Annotated in this window: 14 protein-coding genes; 1 reads left to right on the top strand and 13 read right to left on the bottom strand. The window is 70.3% G+C overall.

Annotated features, from left to right (window positions below):
* Positions 1-196 precede the first annotated feature (196 nt).
* A complete protein-coding gene (locus tag DID99_RS21910) occupies positions 197-2,092 on the top strand; it encodes a glycosyl transferase (protein ID WP_124487220.1) in 1,896 nt (631 codons plus the stop codon).
* 102 nt (positions 2,093-2,194) lie between these two features.
* Here the strand turns inward: DID99_RS21910 and DID99_RS21905 are convergent, their stop codons facing one another.
* From DID99_RS21905 to kdpF, 13 genes are all read right to left on the bottom strand, one after another.
* Positions 2,195-2,812, bottom strand: coding sequence for a DUF924 family protein (locus DID99_RS21905; protein WP_044844684.1), 618 nt, complete (start codon positions 2,810-2,812; stop codon positions 2,195-2,197).
* Entirely contained in the window at positions 2,809-3,540 is a 732-nt protein-coding gene (locus tag DID99_RS21900; RefSeq protein ID WP_124487219.1) for an alanyl-tRNA editing protein, read from the bottom strand. Before DID99_RS21900 ends, DID99_RS21905 begins: the two co-directional genes overlap by 4 nt.
* Positions 3,541-3,644: 104 nt before the next feature.
* Positions 3,645-4,055: a group II truncated hemoglobin gene (locus DID99_RS21895; protein WP_044844686.1), complete on the bottom strand. Its 411-nt coding sequence runs from the start codon at positions 4,053-4,055 to the stop codon at positions 3,645-3,647.
* Between the two features lie 42 nt (positions 4,056-4,097).
* Positions 4,098-6,713 carry an FtsX-like permease family protein gene (locus tag DID99_RS21890; protein ID WP_185733807.1) on the bottom strand — a complete coding sequence of 872 codons (2,616 nt, stop codon included), beginning with the start codon at positions 6,711-6,713 and terminating at the stop codon, positions 4,098-4,100.
* A complete protein-coding gene (locus tag DID99_RS21885) occupies positions 6,710-7,327 on the bottom strand; it encodes a DUF4126 domain-containing protein (RefSeq protein ID WP_044844688.1) in 618 nt (205 codons plus the stop codon). Before DID99_RS21885 ends, DID99_RS21890 begins: the two co-directional genes overlap by 4 nt.
* A gap of 215 nt (positions 7,328-7,542) precedes the next feature.
* Positions 7,543-7,863 (bottom strand): quaternary ammonium compound efflux SMR transporter SugE, encoded by a 321-nt coding sequence (gene sugE, locus DID99_RS21880; RefSeq protein ID WP_044844689.1) that lies wholly within the window; start codon positions 7,861-7,863, stop codon positions 7,543-7,545.
* Between the two features lie 179 nt (positions 7,864-8,042).
* Positions 8,043-8,327: a DUF333 domain-containing protein gene (locus DID99_RS21875; RefSeq protein WP_044844690.1), complete on the bottom strand. Its 285-nt coding sequence runs from the start codon at positions 8,325-8,327 to the stop codon at positions 8,043-8,045.
* A 157-nt stretch (positions 8,328-8,484) separates the two neighbouring features.
* Complete coding sequence (gene kdpE, locus DID99_RS21870; RefSeq protein WP_040127870.1) at positions 8,485-9,183, bottom strand: two-component system response regulator KdpE; 699 nt, start codon at positions 9,181-9,183, stop codon at positions 8,485-8,487.
* The gene (locus tag DID99_RS21865; protein ID WP_124667538.1) at positions 9,176-12,019 is read right to left on the bottom strand and encodes a sensor histidine kinase KdpD; all 2,844 of its coding nucleotides are present in this window, start codon (positions 12,017-12,019) and stop codon (positions 9,176-9,178) included. The genes kdpE and DID99_RS21865 overlap by 8 nt, the downstream gene beginning before the upstream one ends.
* 162 nt (positions 12,020-12,181) lie before the next feature.
* Positions 12,182-12,763 carry a potassium-transporting ATPase subunit KdpC gene (kdpC, locus tag DID99_RS21860; RefSeq protein WP_124571644.1) on the bottom strand — a complete coding sequence of 194 codons (582 nt, stop codon included), beginning with the start codon at positions 12,761-12,763 and terminating at the stop codon, positions 12,182-12,184.
* A gap of 24 nt (positions 12,764-12,787) precedes the next feature.
* On the bottom strand, positions 12,788-14,872 hold the full coding sequence (kdpB, locus tag DID99_RS21855; RefSeq protein WP_124522472.1) for a potassium-transporting ATPase subunit KdpB: 2,085 nt from the start codon (positions 14,870-14,872) through the stop codon (positions 12,788-12,790).
* Between the two features lie 54 nt (positions 14,873-14,926).
* On the bottom strand, positions 14,927-16,732 hold the full coding sequence (gene kdpA, locus DID99_RS21850; protein ID WP_124667537.1) for a potassium-transporting ATPase subunit KdpA: 1,806 nt from the start codon (positions 16,730-16,732) through the stop codon (positions 14,927-14,929).
* On the bottom strand, positions 16,729-16,821 hold the full coding sequence (gene kdpF / locus DID99_RS21845; protein ID WP_006752209.1) for a K(+)-transporting ATPase subunit F: 93 nt from the start codon (positions 16,819-16,821) through the stop codon (positions 16,729-16,731). The genes kdpA and kdpF overlap by 4 nt, the downstream gene beginning before the upstream one ends.
* Between the last annotated feature and the right edge of the window lie 11 nt (positions 16,822-16,832).

Genomic DNA, 16,832 nt, shown 5'->3' with positions numbered 1-16,832 from the left:
GGGGCCGTCCGTGGTCACGACACCACAAATCTCCACAATATCGCGGCTGTTTCAGTAAACATCCGTAACGGTTCCGTGTTCTACTAGCGCCAAGCCAAAAACGGCCGGTCATCCGGCTGTCATTTCGCCTCGATGCGACCCTTATTGGTCCCGGCCCATGTCGCCGGACCGGCTTGACCCGACCGAGATCTTTTCCATGCCAGGAACCGCAGCGCCCGGCCGGCGACGCACGGCCGTGCCCGCTTCGGCCGCGCACGCACGCTCAGCCGCCGATCCCAACCTCAGCGCGACACTCGATGGCGCCGGCACGCCTGCCGTGGCCGGCGCCGCCGCACCGAACGCCACCCGCGATCGCGTCCTCCGGCTCGGCTGGCGCGTCTGGCTGCTGGTTGCCGCGCTGGTGTGCGCGTATACGCTGCCGGGCGTGCTCGGCCACGATCCGTGGAAGCAGGACGAAACCTATACGTTCGGCATCATCCAGCACATGCTCGAGACGGGCGACTTCGTCGTGCCGACCAGCGCCGGCCAGCCGTTCATGGAAAAGCCGCCGCTCTACGCATGGGTCGCGACGAGCCTCGCGTGGCTGCTGCAGCGGGTAATGCCGCTGCACGACGCGGCACGGCTCGCGAGCGCGCTGTTCGCGGCGCTCGCATTCGGCTTCATCGCTCGCGCGGCCCGCAGTGCCGGCCGGGCCGACAGCTGGCTCGACCTGCGCGTGATCGGCCCCGTCGTGCTGAGCGCGGGCACGCTCGTCGTGATCAAGCACGTGCACGACATGATGACGGACGTCGCGCTGTTCGCCGGCACCGCAATGGGCTTCTGCGGCCTGCTCGAGCTCGTGATGCGGCACGTCGCGCAGGCGCGGCAGATGCGGCACGGGCTGCCGGTGCGGCCGTCCGGCCGCTGGGCCGCGCCGCTCTTCGGCGCGGGCGTCGGCATCGCGCTGATGGCGAAGGGGCTGTTCGTGCCGCTCGTGTTCGCGGCCACGCTCACGGGCGCGCTGGTGCTCTACCCCGCCTGCCGTACGCGCGCGTTCGCACGCTCGCTCGGCGTCGCCGCGCTGGTGTTCGCACCGTTCGCGCTCATCTGGCCGACCGCGCTGTTCCTGCGTTCCGAGACGCTGTTCATGACGTGGTTCTGGGACAACAACGTCGGCCGCTTCTTCGGTTTCTCGGTGCCGGAACTCGGCGCGGAAAACGACAAGCCGTTCTTCATCCTGCGTGCGTTCCTGCTGCTCGGCTTCCCGGTCGCGCCGCTCGCGATCGCCGCGCTGGCGCGAGGCGCATGGCGCGACTGGCGCACGCCGCGCATCGCGCTGCCCGTGCTGTTCGCCGGGATCGGCCTCGCGGTGCTGCAAGTGTCCGCGACCTCGCGCCAGCTCTACATCCTGCCGTTCTTCGCGCCGCTCGCGCTGGTCGCCGCGCAGGCGATCGACCGCCTGCCGCGCGGGCTGCACCTCGCATGGGACTACCTGAGCCGCCTGCTGTTCGGCACCGTCGTCGCGCTCGCGTGGATGATCTGGGCGGTCATGGCCGATCCCGGTGCATCGCGTGCGAACCTCGCGGTACTCGGCCGCTGGCTGCCGCTCGACTGGACCATGCCGATCGTGCCCGGGCTCGTGATCGGTGCGCTCGCGCTGACGGTCGGCTGGCTGTCGCTGCTGCCGAAGCTGCGCACGACCGGCCTGTGGCGCGGCGCGCTGTCGTGGGGCGCAGGCGCGCTGGTCGCGTGGGGTCTCGTTTATACGCTGCTGCTGCCGTGGCTCGACGTCGCGAAGAGCTACCGGTCGGTGTTCGACGACCTGAACGCGCATCTCGCGCTCGAGTGGAGCGACGGCGACTGCATGGCGAGCCTGCACGGGCTCGGCGAATCGGAAGCGCCGATGATGTACTACTTCTCCGGTATCCAGCACACGCCGATCGACGACGCGAAGACGACGCGCTGCACGTGGATGATCGTCCAGGGCGTGCGGGCCGTCGATCCGGCACCGGGCAGCGAATGGAAACTGTTCTGGACCGGCGCCCGCCCGGGCGACGACGAGGAGCTGCTGCGCGTCTACGTGCGCACGCCCGAAGCGCACGAAACGAAGTAATGCAAGGCGGCGCCGCAAAACGGCGCCGTCGTCATGTCCGGAAGACCAGCGCAAGCGGCGCGCGAGCGCGGCTTCATGCCCGCCATCCCGCCCCCCCGCCCGTCAAAACGACGAGCCGGGCTCGCGCAGGAATGCCGCCTCCGCATCGGTCGATGCACGGCCGAGAATCGCGTTCCGGTGCGGAAAACGGCCGAAACGCCCGATCACGGCCGCATGACGCAACGCGAAGTCGTGATAGCTCGCACACCCGGCCTCGCCGCGAATGCCAGCGCACAGGCGCACGGCCTCGCGCTGGCTCGCGTCCGACTCGTCATGTTCGAACGGCAGGTACGCAAACGCGCGGTGATGGCCGCTCGGCAACTGCGCGTCCCACCCGGCCGCGACGACGCGCCGCGCGAGCGCCAGCGCTCTCGGATCGGCGGCGAACGCGCGCGGCGTGCCGCGATGAATGTTGCGCGAGAACTGGTCGAGGACCACGATCAGCGCGAGCGCGCCGAGCGGCGTGTCGGCCCAGTGATCGCAGGCGCCGTCGCACGCGGCGTCGAGCAACGCACCGTAGCGCGTACGAAGCACGTCGTCGAACGCCGCGCCGCCGTTGAACCACACCTTGCGCGCATGGCCGAACGCCGCCGAATCCGGTTCGCCGAACCAGAAATCGAGAATCTCGCGCGCTTGCGGATCGAGCGCCGCGGCGCTGTCCGTCAGGTTGTCGATCGTCATGCAAACTCCAGCACGAGGCGCCGTGTCCGCGCACTCTTCTTTTCAAGTCTGGCGACCCGCAGGTCGCCGATTTCCGACGTATTGCGCACATGCGTGCCGCCGCACGGCTGCAGATCGACACCTTCGATGCGCAGCAGCCGTACGCGGCCCAGCCCCAGCGGCGGCTTCACGCTCATCGTGCGCACGAGTTCGGGGCGCTCGGCCATCTCCGCGTCGGTGATCCATTCGGTCGTGACCGCATGCGCGCCGTGGACCAGTTCCGCGAGACGGCGCTCGACGTCGACGCGGTCGATCGTGTCCGACGTCGCGAAATCGAGCCGCACGTAGTCGGCCGTCACGCTGCAGCCGTCGACCGGGTAAGGCAGCACCGCGCACATCAGGTGGGCGGCCGTATGCAATCGCATGCGCCGGTAGCGGCGCAGCCAGTCGATGTCCGCGACCACGCGCGCGCCGGGTGCGAGCGCCGCGACGCGCGCTTCCTGGCCCGCCTCGGGCACGTGCACGGCATCGTCGGGCGTTGCGCCTTCGAACTTCGCCTTGCGCGTGTCGACGATCGCGATCGTGCTGCCGTCGGGCAGCGTCAGCGTGCCGCTGTCGCCGGCCTGCCCGCCGCCGAGCGGATAGAACACGGTGCGGTCGAGCCGGATGCCGTCTTCGCCGACGGCCGCGACGACGGCCTCGCACTGCGTCAGATAGGCATCGTCGCGAAACAGGGCCTGGGTCATCATCGGGCGAACCTCGTATCGATGGGGAAACGACCAGTGTCGCGCCGCACCGCGCCGGCCGCCCAGACGCAGTTCGCCCGGCGTCCGGACAGCGGCGTACCGGTCGATCAACCGGGCCGGTTGCGCATCCAGTCGGCCGTGTCGTAGAACGAATGCATGAGCCGTTCGCGCAGCGGCTCGGGCAACCCGACGTCCTCCATCGCCCACGCCATGCAGCGCAGCCACTGATCGCGCTCGACCGACGCGATCGGGAACGGCAGGTGCCGGGCGCGCAGCCGCGGATGGCCGAACCGGCTGATGTAGTGATCGGGGCCGCCGAGCCAGCCGCACAGGAACCAGAACAGCTTGTCGCGCGAGCCGTCGAGCGACGCCGGATGCAGCGCGCGAATCTCCGCGAACTCGGGCTCGAGGTCCATCAGGTCGTAAAAACGGTCCACCATCTCGCGCACGCGGGCTTCGCCGCCCACGAGCTCGAACGCCGTCGGCTGCGACGGCGCTTCATCATTCACATCGGTCATACGGATAATCGGAAACGGGATAGTCGGAGCCGCCGGCGACGCTCAAGCGTCGCGCAGCGACTGCAGCGCCGGGCGCCGCAACACATTATGCAGGCTCAGCCAGCCGGCCGCACCGGCGCACGCGACGCCGGCCGCGATGCCGGCCGGCACGAGCCACGGATCGACGGCGAGCCGGAACTCGAACACGCGCGACGCGAGCACCCAGCCGACCGCGATCGCCCCCGCCGCAGCCAGTGCGCCGGCCAGCGCGCCGACGACGATGAATTCCGCGCGCTGCACCGCATTGACCTGCGCGCGCGACGCGCCGAGCGCGCGCAGCAGCGCGGCCTCGCGCACGCGCTCGTCGCGCGAGCCGGCCAGCGCCGTGTACAGCACCAGCACGCCCGCCGCGAGCGTGAACGCAAACAGGAACTGCACCGCGCCGACCACCTGCAGCATCATCCGTTGCAGCTGCGCGAGGATCGGCGCGATGTCGATCGCGGTCAGGTTCGGGTAGCGCGCGATCAGCGGATCGAGCAGCGCCGCCTGCTCGGCCGGCTGGTGGAAGCTCGTCAGGTAGACGGCCGGGAAATCCTTCAGCACCGGAGGCGGCATCAGCACGAAGAAGTTGACGCGGAACGTGCCCCAGTCGAGCTTGCGCACGCTGGTGATCGGCGCATCGACCGTCAGCCCCGTCACGTCGAAGCGCAGCGTGTCGCCAGGCTTCACGTTCAGCGTCTGCGCCAGCCCGGCCTCGATCGAGATCTGCGGGCTGGCCGAATTGCCGAACCAGTCGCCTGCGACGATCCGGTTGTCGGGCGGCAGCTCGGTCGTATACGACAGGTTGAACTCGCGATCGACGAGCCGGCGCGCCTCGTCGGACGGATACGCTTGCGGGTTCACCGGCTTGCCGTTGATCGCGACGAGCCGGCCGCGCACCGTCGGCGCGGGCACCGCATCGCGCACGCCGTGCGCGGCGAGCCACGCCGCGACGTCGTCGCGCTGGTCGGGCTGGATGTCGATCAGGAACTGGTTCGGTGCATCGGGCGGCATCGACTGCCGCCAGCCGGCGACGAGATCGTTGCGCGTGATCGCGATCAGCAGCAGGCACATCAGGCCCAGCGCGAGCGCGGTGATCTGCAGCGCGCTCGCCGTGCCGCGCCGGTGCAGCGACGCGAGCGCATAGCGCCAGCCGATGCCCGCCGCCACGCGCGCATCGCGCACCGCGCGCGCCGCCGCGTACAGCACGAGCCGCGCGATCAGCGAGAAACCGACCAGGGCGCCGGCGAACCCGCCCGTGACGATCAGCCCGAGCTTCAGGTTGCCCGCCGCGACGATCAGCAGCCCCGCGAACAGCACGACACCGAGCGCATACGCGGCCCACGCGGTGCGCGACGCGCCCCCCCAGTCGCGCCGCAACACGCGCACCGGCGGCACGCGCGTGAGCGGCGCGAGCGGCGGCAACGCGAAGCCGAGCAGCAGCACGAGCGCGGTGCCGATACCGACGAGCGCGGGCCAAAGCGTCGGCGGCGGCAGCGCGACGTCGATCAGGCCGCCGAGCGCCGCCAGGAGCGCCCAGTGGCCGCCGTAGCCGAGCACCGCGCCGGCGACGCCCGAGACGATGCCGAGGCCGGCGAATTCGAGCGCGAACAGCGCGCCGAGCGTGCGCCGGCTCACGCCGAGGCAGCGCATCGTCGCGCAGCCGTCCAGATGGCGCCGCATGTAGCGCTGCGCGGCCATCGCGATCGCGACCGCCGCGAGCAATGCGGTCAGGAGCGCGACGAGCGTCAGGAAATGGCGCGCGCGATCGAGCGTCTGGCGCACCTGCGGCTGGCCTTCCTGCAGCGATTCGAGACCGACGCCGCGCAGCTTGCCGCCGTCGACGCGCCCGTGCGCATAGGCCTCGAAGCGCGCGACGGCCGGCGTGTCGCCGGCGACCAGCAGCCGGTACGTGACGCGGCTGCCGTAGCCGGTGAGCCCGGTCGCGGCAAGCTCGTCCGCGCGCATCATCAGCCGCGGCGAGAAATTGACGAACGAGAAGCCGCGATCGAGTTCGCGGGAGATCGACGCGGCGACCGTGAACGTGCGCAACCCGACACGAACGGTATCCCCCGCCTTCAGATGCAAAGCATCGAGCAGCGCGGGATCGGCCCACACGGTGCCGGGCGCGGGAATCGCGGCCGCCTTGTGCGCGGCGGCGGTGCCGGCCGGCACGATCTCGACCGCGCCGCGCAGCGGATAGCCGGGCGACACTGCCTTCACGGCCGCGAGGCGCGCGGGCGCCGCGTCGCTCGCCTGCCGGCCGGCGGCCGACGCGATCATGCTCGGGAAGATCGCGGTCGTCGCGGTGCGCAGGCCGAGTGCGCGCGCCTCGCGATCGAACGACGGATCGACGGGATGGTCGGCACGCACGACGAAATCGGCGCCGAGCATCTGGCGCGCGTCGCGCTCGAGCCCCTGGCGCAACCGGTCGGCGAGGAAACCGACGCTCGTCAGCGCGGCGACCGCGAGCACCAGCGCGAGCACCAGCAGCGTCAGTTCGCCGGCACGCCAGTCGCGTGCGGTCATCCGTGCGGCCTGGCGGATCAGGTCGTGCCAGCCGAAGCGGCCGGCATGGCCGGGCCGCCCGGCCGGCGAAGGGTCAGGACGCTGTCGCTCGGCGGTTGACGGCGCCTTCAATCGCGCTTGCCCCCGATCGAGTTGAGCCGCGACACCATGTGGTTCGCCATCCCGCGGAAGCCGCCCGACACGCCGCGCCACAGACGCGGCAGCGCCCAGGCCGATGCCGCGATGAACGCCGCGAGCAGCACGAGGAACGCAAGCGGAACGAAGAACGCGAGTGCGAGGCCGCCGAACACGAGGCCGTCTTCGGTGGACGATGCGACCCAGTTCGAGATCGGCTCGGGAGACAGGTTGATCAGCGCGCGCGTGCCGGCCTTCGCGACGTGCGCGGCACCGGCGAGCGTGCCGCCGGCCAGCCCGGCGACCGCGAGCACGGTCGGGTCGGCATGGCCGAGCGCACCGGCGGCCAGCACCGCGCCGGCCGGAATGCGGATGAAGGTGTGGACTGCGTCCCACAGCGAATCGAACGCGGGAATCTTGTCGGCAAGGAATTCGGTGACGGCGAGCACGGCGGCGGCGCCGATGACCCACGGCGACGTCAGGACCGCCAGCGTGTCGGGCAGATGGAGCCAGCCGACCCGCGCGAGCACGCCGGCGATCAGCACCGTCAGGTAAAGGCGCAGCCCGCTCGCCCACGCGAGCCCCGCGCCGAGCGAAATGGCTTCGATCATGGCCCTCTCCTTGCACTTTCCGTGCGCTTTGCCGATTGATCGGATCGAGTCGGTATGACCGGCCGCGCGGCGCGTGGCAACCGGTGCCGCCTGCCGGGAACGGCGCAGCGGAATTCAGGCCCGAATGCGTTCCATTATAGACAGGCTGGCAGGCGGGCCGCCGCAATTCCGCAGTGCGTCACGGCCGGGCGCGGGCGCCGGCCGGCGCGGCGGCGTCACGCAGCCGACGACAGCTTCAGGCCGATCAGCCCGAGCACGATCAGCGACGCGCTCGCGACGCGGGCGGCGGTGAGCGCCTCGCCCATCATCACGATCCCGAACACGAACGCGCCGACCGCGCCGATGCCCGTCCATACCGCATACGCGGTGCCGAGCGGCAACTGGCGCATCGCGACCGCGAGCAGCCCGAAGCTGGCGAGCGCCGCCACGATCGTCACCACCGACGGTCCGAGCTTCGTGAAACCCTCGGACGATTTCATGCCGGCCGCCCAGGCCACTTCCAGCAAACCGGCGATCAACAACCATACCCACGCCATCTCGACGTACTCCGGATCGGATGGGGCCGTCCCCGTTGAAGCGAATGGCCCGGGGTCGTCCCCGGGCGGCGCCGAGTATAACAAGACGCTTACGGGCATGCCGGATGCGCCGGCCGGGGGCGAACGGGGGGATCGCGGCGACGCATGGCCCGCGCGCCGCCGCCCGGCCGCGCCCGGTCTCAGTTCGACACGCGTTTGGCGCCGCCGCCGCCCACGCAGCGGTCGTCGCGGTACAGCGCCCATTCGTCGCACACCCGGCCGTCCTTGAACACGCACATGCCGACCTGCCCGCTCGACAGGTTGCGGATCACGTGGCGGCCGCCGAGCTTCTCGCAGTTGACCGACGCGGGATTGGCGAGCGCCTGTTGCGGCGCCGAAGGCTGCTGCCCGGGCGGCAGCGGCTGGGCAAACGCGCCGGGCGCAGCGAGCGCCAGCGCACAGATGACGACCAGACGGACGGACATTGCACGCTCCTCGATTTCGTTCGCGGAACGGTCAGCATAGCGGGGAATCCGTGGCCGGTGTGCGCGGCCCGCGCATGCGGCGGCAATGTCGCGCCGATGCAACTTCACCGGCGTGCGGCCTTGCATTCCGGCCGCATCGCGCGGCATGCCGCGGACGTCACGCGGCGCCGACGAGCCGGTAGCCGACGCCCGTTTCGGTGACGATATGCTCGGGCTGCGCGGGATCGCGCTCGAGCTTCTGGCGCAGGTGCGCCATGTAGATGCGCAGATAGTGATGGCTCTCGACGTGCGACGGCCCCCACACGTCGCGCAGCAGCTGGCGATGCGTGAGCACGCGCCCCGCGTGCCGCACGAGCGTCGCGAGCAGCCGGTACTCGAGCGGCGTCAGGTGCACGATCTCGCCGTCGCGCCACACCTGGCGCAGCGCGAGATCGACGCTCACCGTGCCGAAGCTCACCTTCGGCGACTCGTTCGCGCCGCCCTGGTTGCGCCGGCGCAGTTGCGCGCGGATCCGCGCGCGCAGCTCGGACACGCCGAACGGCTTGGTCAGGTAGTCGTCGGCGCCGGCATCGAGCGCGGCGACCTTCTCCTCTTCCTGGGTGCGCGCGGACAGCACGATCACCGGCACCTCGGACCAGCCGCGCAACTCGCGGATCACGTCGAGGCCATCGGTGTCGGGCAGGCCGAGATCGACGATCACGAGATCGGGCTTGCGGGTCGCCGCGTCGATCAATCCCTGCTTGCCCGTCTCCGCCTCGAACACGGCGATGTCCTCCTCTTCGAGCGCGGCGCGCACGAAGCGGCGGATCTGTTTTTCGTCCTCGATCAGGACGACGGTCAGGCTCGGTTCACTCATGGTCTGGCAATGGCTCGGAGGGAGACGACGCGCCGGGCACGTCGATTTCGTCGTCGGGTACGGCAGGCACGGCCGGCGGCGTGTCGACCGGCAGCGTGAACCAGAAGCGCGCGCCCGTCACGCGACCGTCGGGCGCGATACGGTTGAGCGCGCCGATTCTACCGCCATGCGCCTCGACGATCGCGCGGCAGATCGCGAGGCCGAGCCCGATGCCCGGCGTCGCCGATTCCTTCTCGCCGCGCGTGAACTTGTCGAAGATCCGCGTTTCCATCCCGGCCGGCAGGCCCGGGCCGTGATCGTCGACGTGCACGCGCACGAAGGGCTGGCCGTCGTCGGCCACGCGTTCGGCGCCGATGTCGATCGGCGCGTCGGCCGGTGTGTATTTCGCCGCGTTCTCGAACAGGTTGGTGAACAGCCGCTCCATCAGCACCGCGTCCATCTGCAGGAGCGGCAGGTCGGCCGGCAGCGACACGCGCGCCGGATGCCGCGCGAGCACGCGCTTGCACGCGGCGAGCGCGGCGCCGACGGTTTCCTCGAGGAGCGACCACTGGCGCTTGAGCTGCAGGCTGCCGGCCTGCAGCCGCGCCATGTCGAGCAGGTTGGTGACGATGCCCGTCATCCGCAGCGCCTCGTCGTGGATCGCGTCGACCAGCTCGCCCTCGCGCTGCGCGAAGCGTTCGGCCGCCGCGGCGTCGCCGTCCTGCGCGGCCGCGCGACCGTTCGCGAGCATCGACGAAAAGCCGACGATCGTCGTGAGCGGCGTGCGCAGGTCGTGCGAGATCGCCGACAGCAGCGAGTTGCGCAGCCGCTCGGATTCCATGTTGACGAGCGCGTCGCGCGCGATCTCGACGTAGTGCACGCGTTCGAGCGCAAGCGCGATCTGCGCGGCGAACGCGTCGAGCATCCGCTGCTGCTCGGGCACCTCGAGTTCGCGCGGCTCGCGCGACGCGACCGCGAGCACGCCGCGCGTGCGCATCGGCGCCTTCAGCGGCAGGTACAGCGCAGCGGCGGCGGGCAGCGTGTCGGTGCCGTAGCCGGCCGGCTTCTGCTGGTCGTACACCCACTGGCCGACGTCGCTGTCGAGATCCGCGCCCGTCAGCGTGACGGCCGCGTCGGGTTCCTCGATCTTCTGCCGCACCTGGTCCGCGCTGTCGGGCAGCAGGAACGCGACGCGCGCGCGGAACACCTCGCCCACGTGGCGGCTGCCGATCTCGACGATCTGCTCGGTCGTCAGCGCCGCGCCGAGTTCGCGCGCCATCGCGTAGATCGCGCCGGTGCGGCGCTCGCGGCGCTGCGCGATGCTCGCCTGGCGCGTCAGCGTCGACGTCAGGTGGCTGATCACGAGCGACGTCAGCAGCATCCCGAAGAAGGTCAGCAGGTACTGCGTGTCGCTGACCGAGAACGACATGCGCGGCGGCACGAAGAAGAAATCGAACGCGGCGACCGACAGGAACGACTGCAGCACGCCCGGGCCGCGCCCGAGCCGCACGGCCGAGAACACGACGCCGAGCAGGTACAGCATCACGAGGTTCGTGAGGTCGAGCCGCTCGGACACGACGCTCGCGACACCGGTGATCGCCGCGCAGATCGCGGCGGCGTACAGGTAGTGGCGCGGCGGCGAACGCCGCAACCCGAATTGCGCGAACGCGTCGCGCCAGTCGCGTGCGCGCGCGTCGAGCGGCGCCGCGCGCACCTCGTCGCTCGCCGACGCGCGGATCAGCATCAGGTCGACGTCGCCCGCGCGTTCGGCGAGCTGTTCGCCGAACGGCCGCGCGAAGCGGCGCGCGAGCCCGACCTTCGGCGAGCCGCCCGCGACGAGCTTCGACACGTTGCGCACCTTCGCATAGCCGATCAGCGCGGCAACCGCGTCGTCGCCCGCGAGCGTGGCCGTCTCCGCGCCGAGCTCGGCCGCGAGTTTCAACGCGTCGAGCGTGCGCTGCCGCCGCGCGTCGGGCAGCCGCTGCAGCCGCGGCGTCTCGACGTACACGGCGATCCAGTCGGCCTTCAGGCTCGCCGCGAGCCGCGCGGCCGCGCGCACGAGCGTCGGCGCCTCGGGGCCCGGCCCGACGCACACGAGCAGCCGCTCGCGCGCCTGCCAGATGCGCTGGATCGAACGGTCGGCGCGGTACTCGCGCATCTGCGCGTCGACGCGATCGGCCGTGCGCCGCAGCGCCAGCTCGCGCAGCGCGATCAGGTTGCCCTTGCGGAAGAAGTTGCGCACCGCGCGCTCGGCCTGCTGCGCGAGATAGACCTTGCCGTCGCGCATCCGCTCGAGCAGCTCCTCGGCCGGCAGGTCGACCAGCGTGACTTCGTCGGCCGCGTCGAACACGCGGTCGGGCACGGTCTCCCACACGCGGATGCCGGTAATCGCGCCGACCACGTCGTTCAGGCTTTCGAGGTGCTGCACGTTGACGGTGGTGTACACGTCGATGCCCGCGTCGAGCAGTTCGTAGACGTCCTGCCAGCGCTTCAGGTGGCGCGCGCCCTGCACGTTCGAATGCGCGAGTTCGTCGACGAGGATCAGTTGCGGCGCGCGCGCGAGCGCGCCGTCGAGATCGAATTCGGCGAGCGTGCGGCCGCGATACTCGATGCGCGCGAGCGGCAGCACGTCGAGGCCGTCGAGCAGTGCGGCGGTTTCGCCGCGGCCGTGGGTCTCGACGATGCCGACGACGACGTCGACGCCGTCCTGCAGCCGCTGGCGCGCGGCCTGCAGCATCGCATAGGTCTTGCCGACGCCGGCGGACGCGCCGAAGAAGATCTTCAGCTGGCCGCGCCGCTGCTTTTCTTCGTCGCGCTGCAGCTTGTCGAGGAGTTGGTCGGGATCGGGGCGGTTCATGCGTCAGGAAGGCGAAACGCGGGATGGCGAACGAGTACTGTCATTGTGGTTCCAAATCGCCGCAAAAGGCAAAGACGGCGCATGCGCCGTCGGACAAGCGCGTGCGGCGCGGATCGGGCCGCGCCGCACGCCGGTTGCCGCGCCGGGAGCCCGGCCGCGCGTTCAGTGCGCGGCCTGCGCCGCGTCGAGCGCGAGGTTCAGCTTCAGCACGTTCACACGCGGCTCGCCGAGCACGCCGAACTGGCGGCCCGCCGTGTTCGCGGCGACGAGCTGCGCGACCGCGTCGGCGGTCAGGTTGCGCGCCTTCGCGACGCGCTCGACCTGGTACGCGGCGGCGGCCGGCGTGATCTCCGGATCGAGGCCGCTCGCCGACGCCGTCACGAGGTCGACCGGCACGGGCTTCGACATGTCGGTGCCGGCGTCGCGCAGCGCGGCGATGCGCGCCTTCACCTGGTCGGCGAGCGACGGGTTCAGCGGGCCGAGGTTCGAGCCGCCGGAGCCGGTCGCGTTGTACGGCATCGGCGACGTGGCCGACAGGCGGCCCCAGAAATACTTCGGCGCGTCGAACTGCTGGCCGATCAGCGCGGAGCCGACCGCGCGGCCGCCCTGCTCGATCAGGCTGCCGTTCGCCTGCGACGGAAACACGGCCTGGCCGAACACGGTCATCACGGCCGGATAGGCGAGCCCCGTCACGGCGGTCAGGACGACAAAGATCACGACGAGCGGGCGAATCAACGTTTTCATGAGGGTTCCTTCAAATGCGGCGCATCAGGCCCAGCCGAGCGCGGCGAGCGTCATGTCGATCAGCTTGATGAACGGGAACGGCAGCAGCACGCCGCCGAGACCGTACACCAGCAGGTTGCGGCGCAGCAGCGACGCGGCGCCGAGCGGCCGGTAGGTGACGCCCTTCAGCGCGAGCGGGATCAGCGCGACGATGATCAGCGCGTTGAAGATCACCGCGGACAGGATCGCGGAGGCCGGCGACGTCAAATGCATGATGTCGAGCACGCGCAGTTGCGGGTACGTCGTCACGAACGCGGCCGGGATGATCGCGAAGTACTTCGCGATGTCGTTCGCGATCGAGAACGTCGTCAGCGACCCGCGCGTCATCAGCATCTGCTTGCCGATCTCGACGATCTCGATCAGCTTCGTCGGGTTCGAATCGAGGTCGACCATGTTGCCGGCTTCCTTCGCCGCCTGCGTGCCGGTGTTCATCGCCACCGCCACGTCGGCCTGCGCGAGCGCCGGCGCGTCGTTGGTGCCGTCGCCCGTCATCGCGACGAGGCGCCCCGCCGCCTGGTGCTCGCGGATCGTCGCGAGCTTGGTTTCCGGCGTCGCTTCCGCGAGGAAGTCGTCGACGCCCGCTTCCGCCGCGATCGCCGCGGCCGTCAGCCGGTTGTCGCCCGTCACCATCACGGTCTTGATGCCCATCTTGCGCAGTTCCGCGAAGCGCTCCTTGATGCCGCCCTTCACGATGTCCTTCAGCTCGATCACGCCGAGCACGCGCGCCACGCCGTCGTGCAGGTCGGCCACGACGAGCGGCGTGCTGCCGCGGCGCGCGACGTCGTCGACCGCGCGGCGCACTTCATCCGGGAAGCGGCTGCCGTGCGTCTCGACGTAGCGGCGGATCGCATCGGCCGCACCCTTGCGGATCTCGCGACCCGGGAGATCGACGCCGCTCATCCGCGTCTGCGCGGAGAAGCCGAGGAAGGTCGCATGCAGCTGCGCCATGTCGCGCTGGCGGATGTTGAAGCGTTCCTTCGCGAGCACGACGATGCTGCGGCCTTCCGGCGTCTCGTCGGCGAGCGACGACAGCTGCGCCGCGTCGGCCAGCGCCTCCTCGCTCACGCCCGGCGCGGGCACGAACATCGACGCCTGGCGGTTGCCGAGCGTGATCGTGCCGGTCTTGTCGAGCAGCAGCACGTCGACGTCGCCGGCCGCTTCCACCGCGCGGCCCGACGTCGCGATCACGTTCGCCTGCATCATCCGGCTCATCCCGGCCACGCCGATCGCCGACAGCAGCCCGCCGATCGTCGTCGGGATCAGGCACACCAGCAGCGCGACGAGCGCGGTGATCGTCACCACGTGGCCGGCCTTCATCGCGTCGACCGAGAACATCGAGAACGGCAGCAGCGTCGCGGTCGCGAGCAGCATCACGATCGTCAGCGCGACGAGCAGGATCGTCAGCGCGACCTCGTTCGGCGTCTTCTTGCGCTTCGCGCCCTCGACCATCGCGATCATCCGGTCGAGGAACGCCTCGCCGGGGTTCGCGGTGACCGTCACGACGATCCAGTCGGACAGCACGCGCGTGCCGCCGGTCACCGACGAGAAGTCGCCGCCCGATTCGCGGATCACCGGCGCGGATTCGCCGGTGATCGCCGATTCGTCGACCGACGCGACGCCGTCGACGACTTCGCCGTCGGCCGGGATCACGTCGCCGGCCTCGACCAGCACGACGTCGCCTTTACGCAGGTCCGACGCGGTCGTGATGCGGATCGGCGACTTCGGATGCGGCTCGTTGAGCTTCTTCGCCATCACGTCCTTCTTCGCGCTGCGCAGCGACGCGGCCTGCGCCTTCGAGCGCCCTTCGGCGAGCGCTTCGGCGAAGTTCGCGAACAGCACGGTGAACCACAGCCACAGCGCGATCGCGAGGATGAAGCCCGCCGGCGCCTCGGCCTGGCCGGCGAGCGCCGCGATCCACAGGATCGTGGTCAGGATGCTGCCGACGTACACGCAGAACATCACCGGGTTGCGGAACTGCGTGCGCGGCGTGAGTTTCTTGAACGAATCCACGATCGCCGGGCGCAGCAGCGCCGGATCGAACATGGACCGTGTTGCGGAATGTTGAGTCATTGCGATCTCTTCAATCTCTTCAGTCTTTGCAAGGTGTCGCCATGCGCTCGTGCGTCATGCGCCCAGCCACATCATCAGATGCTCGACGCCCGGGCCGAGCGCGAGCGCCGGCACGTAGGTCAGCGCGCCCACCAGCATCACGGTGCCGAGCAGCAGCACGACGAACAGCGGGCCGTGGGTCGGCAGCGTGCCGCTCGTCACCGCGATGCGCTTCTTCGCGGCGAGCGAGCCGGCGATCGCCAGCACCGGCACGATCGTGCCGAAGCGGCCGAACCACATCGCGATCGCGGTCATCCAGTTGTAGAACGGCGTGCCGACCGTCAGGCCCGCGAACGCGCTGCCGTTGTTGTTCGCGGCCGAGCTGAACGCGTACAGGATTTCCGAGAAGCCGTGCGGGCCCGGGTTCGCGATGCCGGCACGGCCCGCGTCGGCCAGCACCGCGATCGACGTGCCGACCAAGACGAGCAGCGGCGTGAGCAGCACGACGATCGACACCATCTTCATCTCGTACGACTCGATCTTCTTGCCGACGTATTCCGGCGTGCGGCCGATCATCAGGCCCGCGACGAACACCGCGAGCAGCGCGAACACCAGCATCCCGTAGAGACCGGACCCGACACCGCCGTAGATCACCTCGCCGAGCTGCATCAGCAGCATCGGCACGAGACCGCCGAGCGGCGTCAGCGAATCGTGCATCGTGTCGACCGCGCCGCACGACGCGGCCGTCGTCGCGACCGTGAAGATGCCGGTCTGCGCGATGCCGAAGCGCGTTTCCTTGCCTTCCATGTTGCCGCCCGGCTGCAGCGTGCTCGTCGACTGGTCGACGTGCAGCGCGGCGAGCGCCGGGTTGCCGGCCTGCTCGGCGCTCACCTCGACGCCGATCGCGACCGCAAACGCGACCGTCATCGCCGCGAGCACCGCGATGCCCTGCCGGCGGTCGCCGATCATCCGGCCGAACACGAGGCACAGCGCGGCCGGAATGATCAGGATCGCGAAGATCTGAACGAAGTTGGCGAACGGCGTCGGGTTCTCGTACGGATGCGCGGAGTTCGCGTTGAAGAAGCCGCCACCGTTGGTGCCGAGCATCTTGATCGCTTCCTGCGACGCGACCGGGCCCATCGCGAGTGTCTGCTTCGTCAGCTGCGTCGGCACCGTGACCGCGTTACCCTTGTCGTCCTTCACCGGGTTGCCCTGCGCGTCGAGCTTCGGCGCAGCATAGGTGCTCGTCTGCAGCACCGGCACGTCCTGGTAGGACTTCATGTTCTGAATCACGCCCTGGCTCATCAACAGCGCGGCGACGAGCGCCGCCATCGGCACGAGCACGTACAGCGTCACGCGCGTGAGGTCGACCCAGAAGTTGCCGATCGTCTGCGCGGTGTGACGCGCAAAGCCGCGGATCAGCGCGATCACGACGACGATGCCGGTCGCGGCCGACAGGAAGTTCTGCACCGTCAGGCCGAGCATCTGCGTCAGGTAGCTGACGGTCTGCTCGGGCGTGTAGTCCTGCCAGTTCGTGTTGGTGACGAAGCTGACGGCCGTGTTGAATGCGCCGTCAGTCGTCATCGCGCCGAACTGCTGCGGATTGCCGGGAAGGAAACCCTGCAGGCGCAGCAGGCCGTAGAGAAACAGCGCGCCGAGCGCGTTGAATGCGATCGTCGCGACCGCGTAGCGCTTCCAGTTCATCTCGGTGCCGGCGTCGACGCCGGCGATGCGGTACAGCACGCGCTCGAGCGGTCCGAACACGCGCACGACGCGCGAGCTGCCGTCCATCACGGCCGTCAGGTAGCGCGCGACCGGCACGGCCGCCGCAAGCAGCACGACGATGAACAGCAGCGTCTGCAACAGGTTGTTCGCGTTCATTCGATGTCCTCCGCGCGCAGCAGCGCAAAGACGAGATACGCGAACAGCAGGGCCGTCGAGGCACCCGCCAGCCAAAGCATCCAGGTCATGCGCGCCCCCC

This window comes from Burkholderia sp. Bp8986, from assembly GCF_003854225.1.
Classification (GTDB): domain Bacteria; phylum Pseudomonadota; class Gammaproteobacteria; order Burkholderiales; family Burkholderiaceae; genus Burkholderia.
This window is presented reverse-complemented; position numbering and strand designations above follow the sequence as displayed.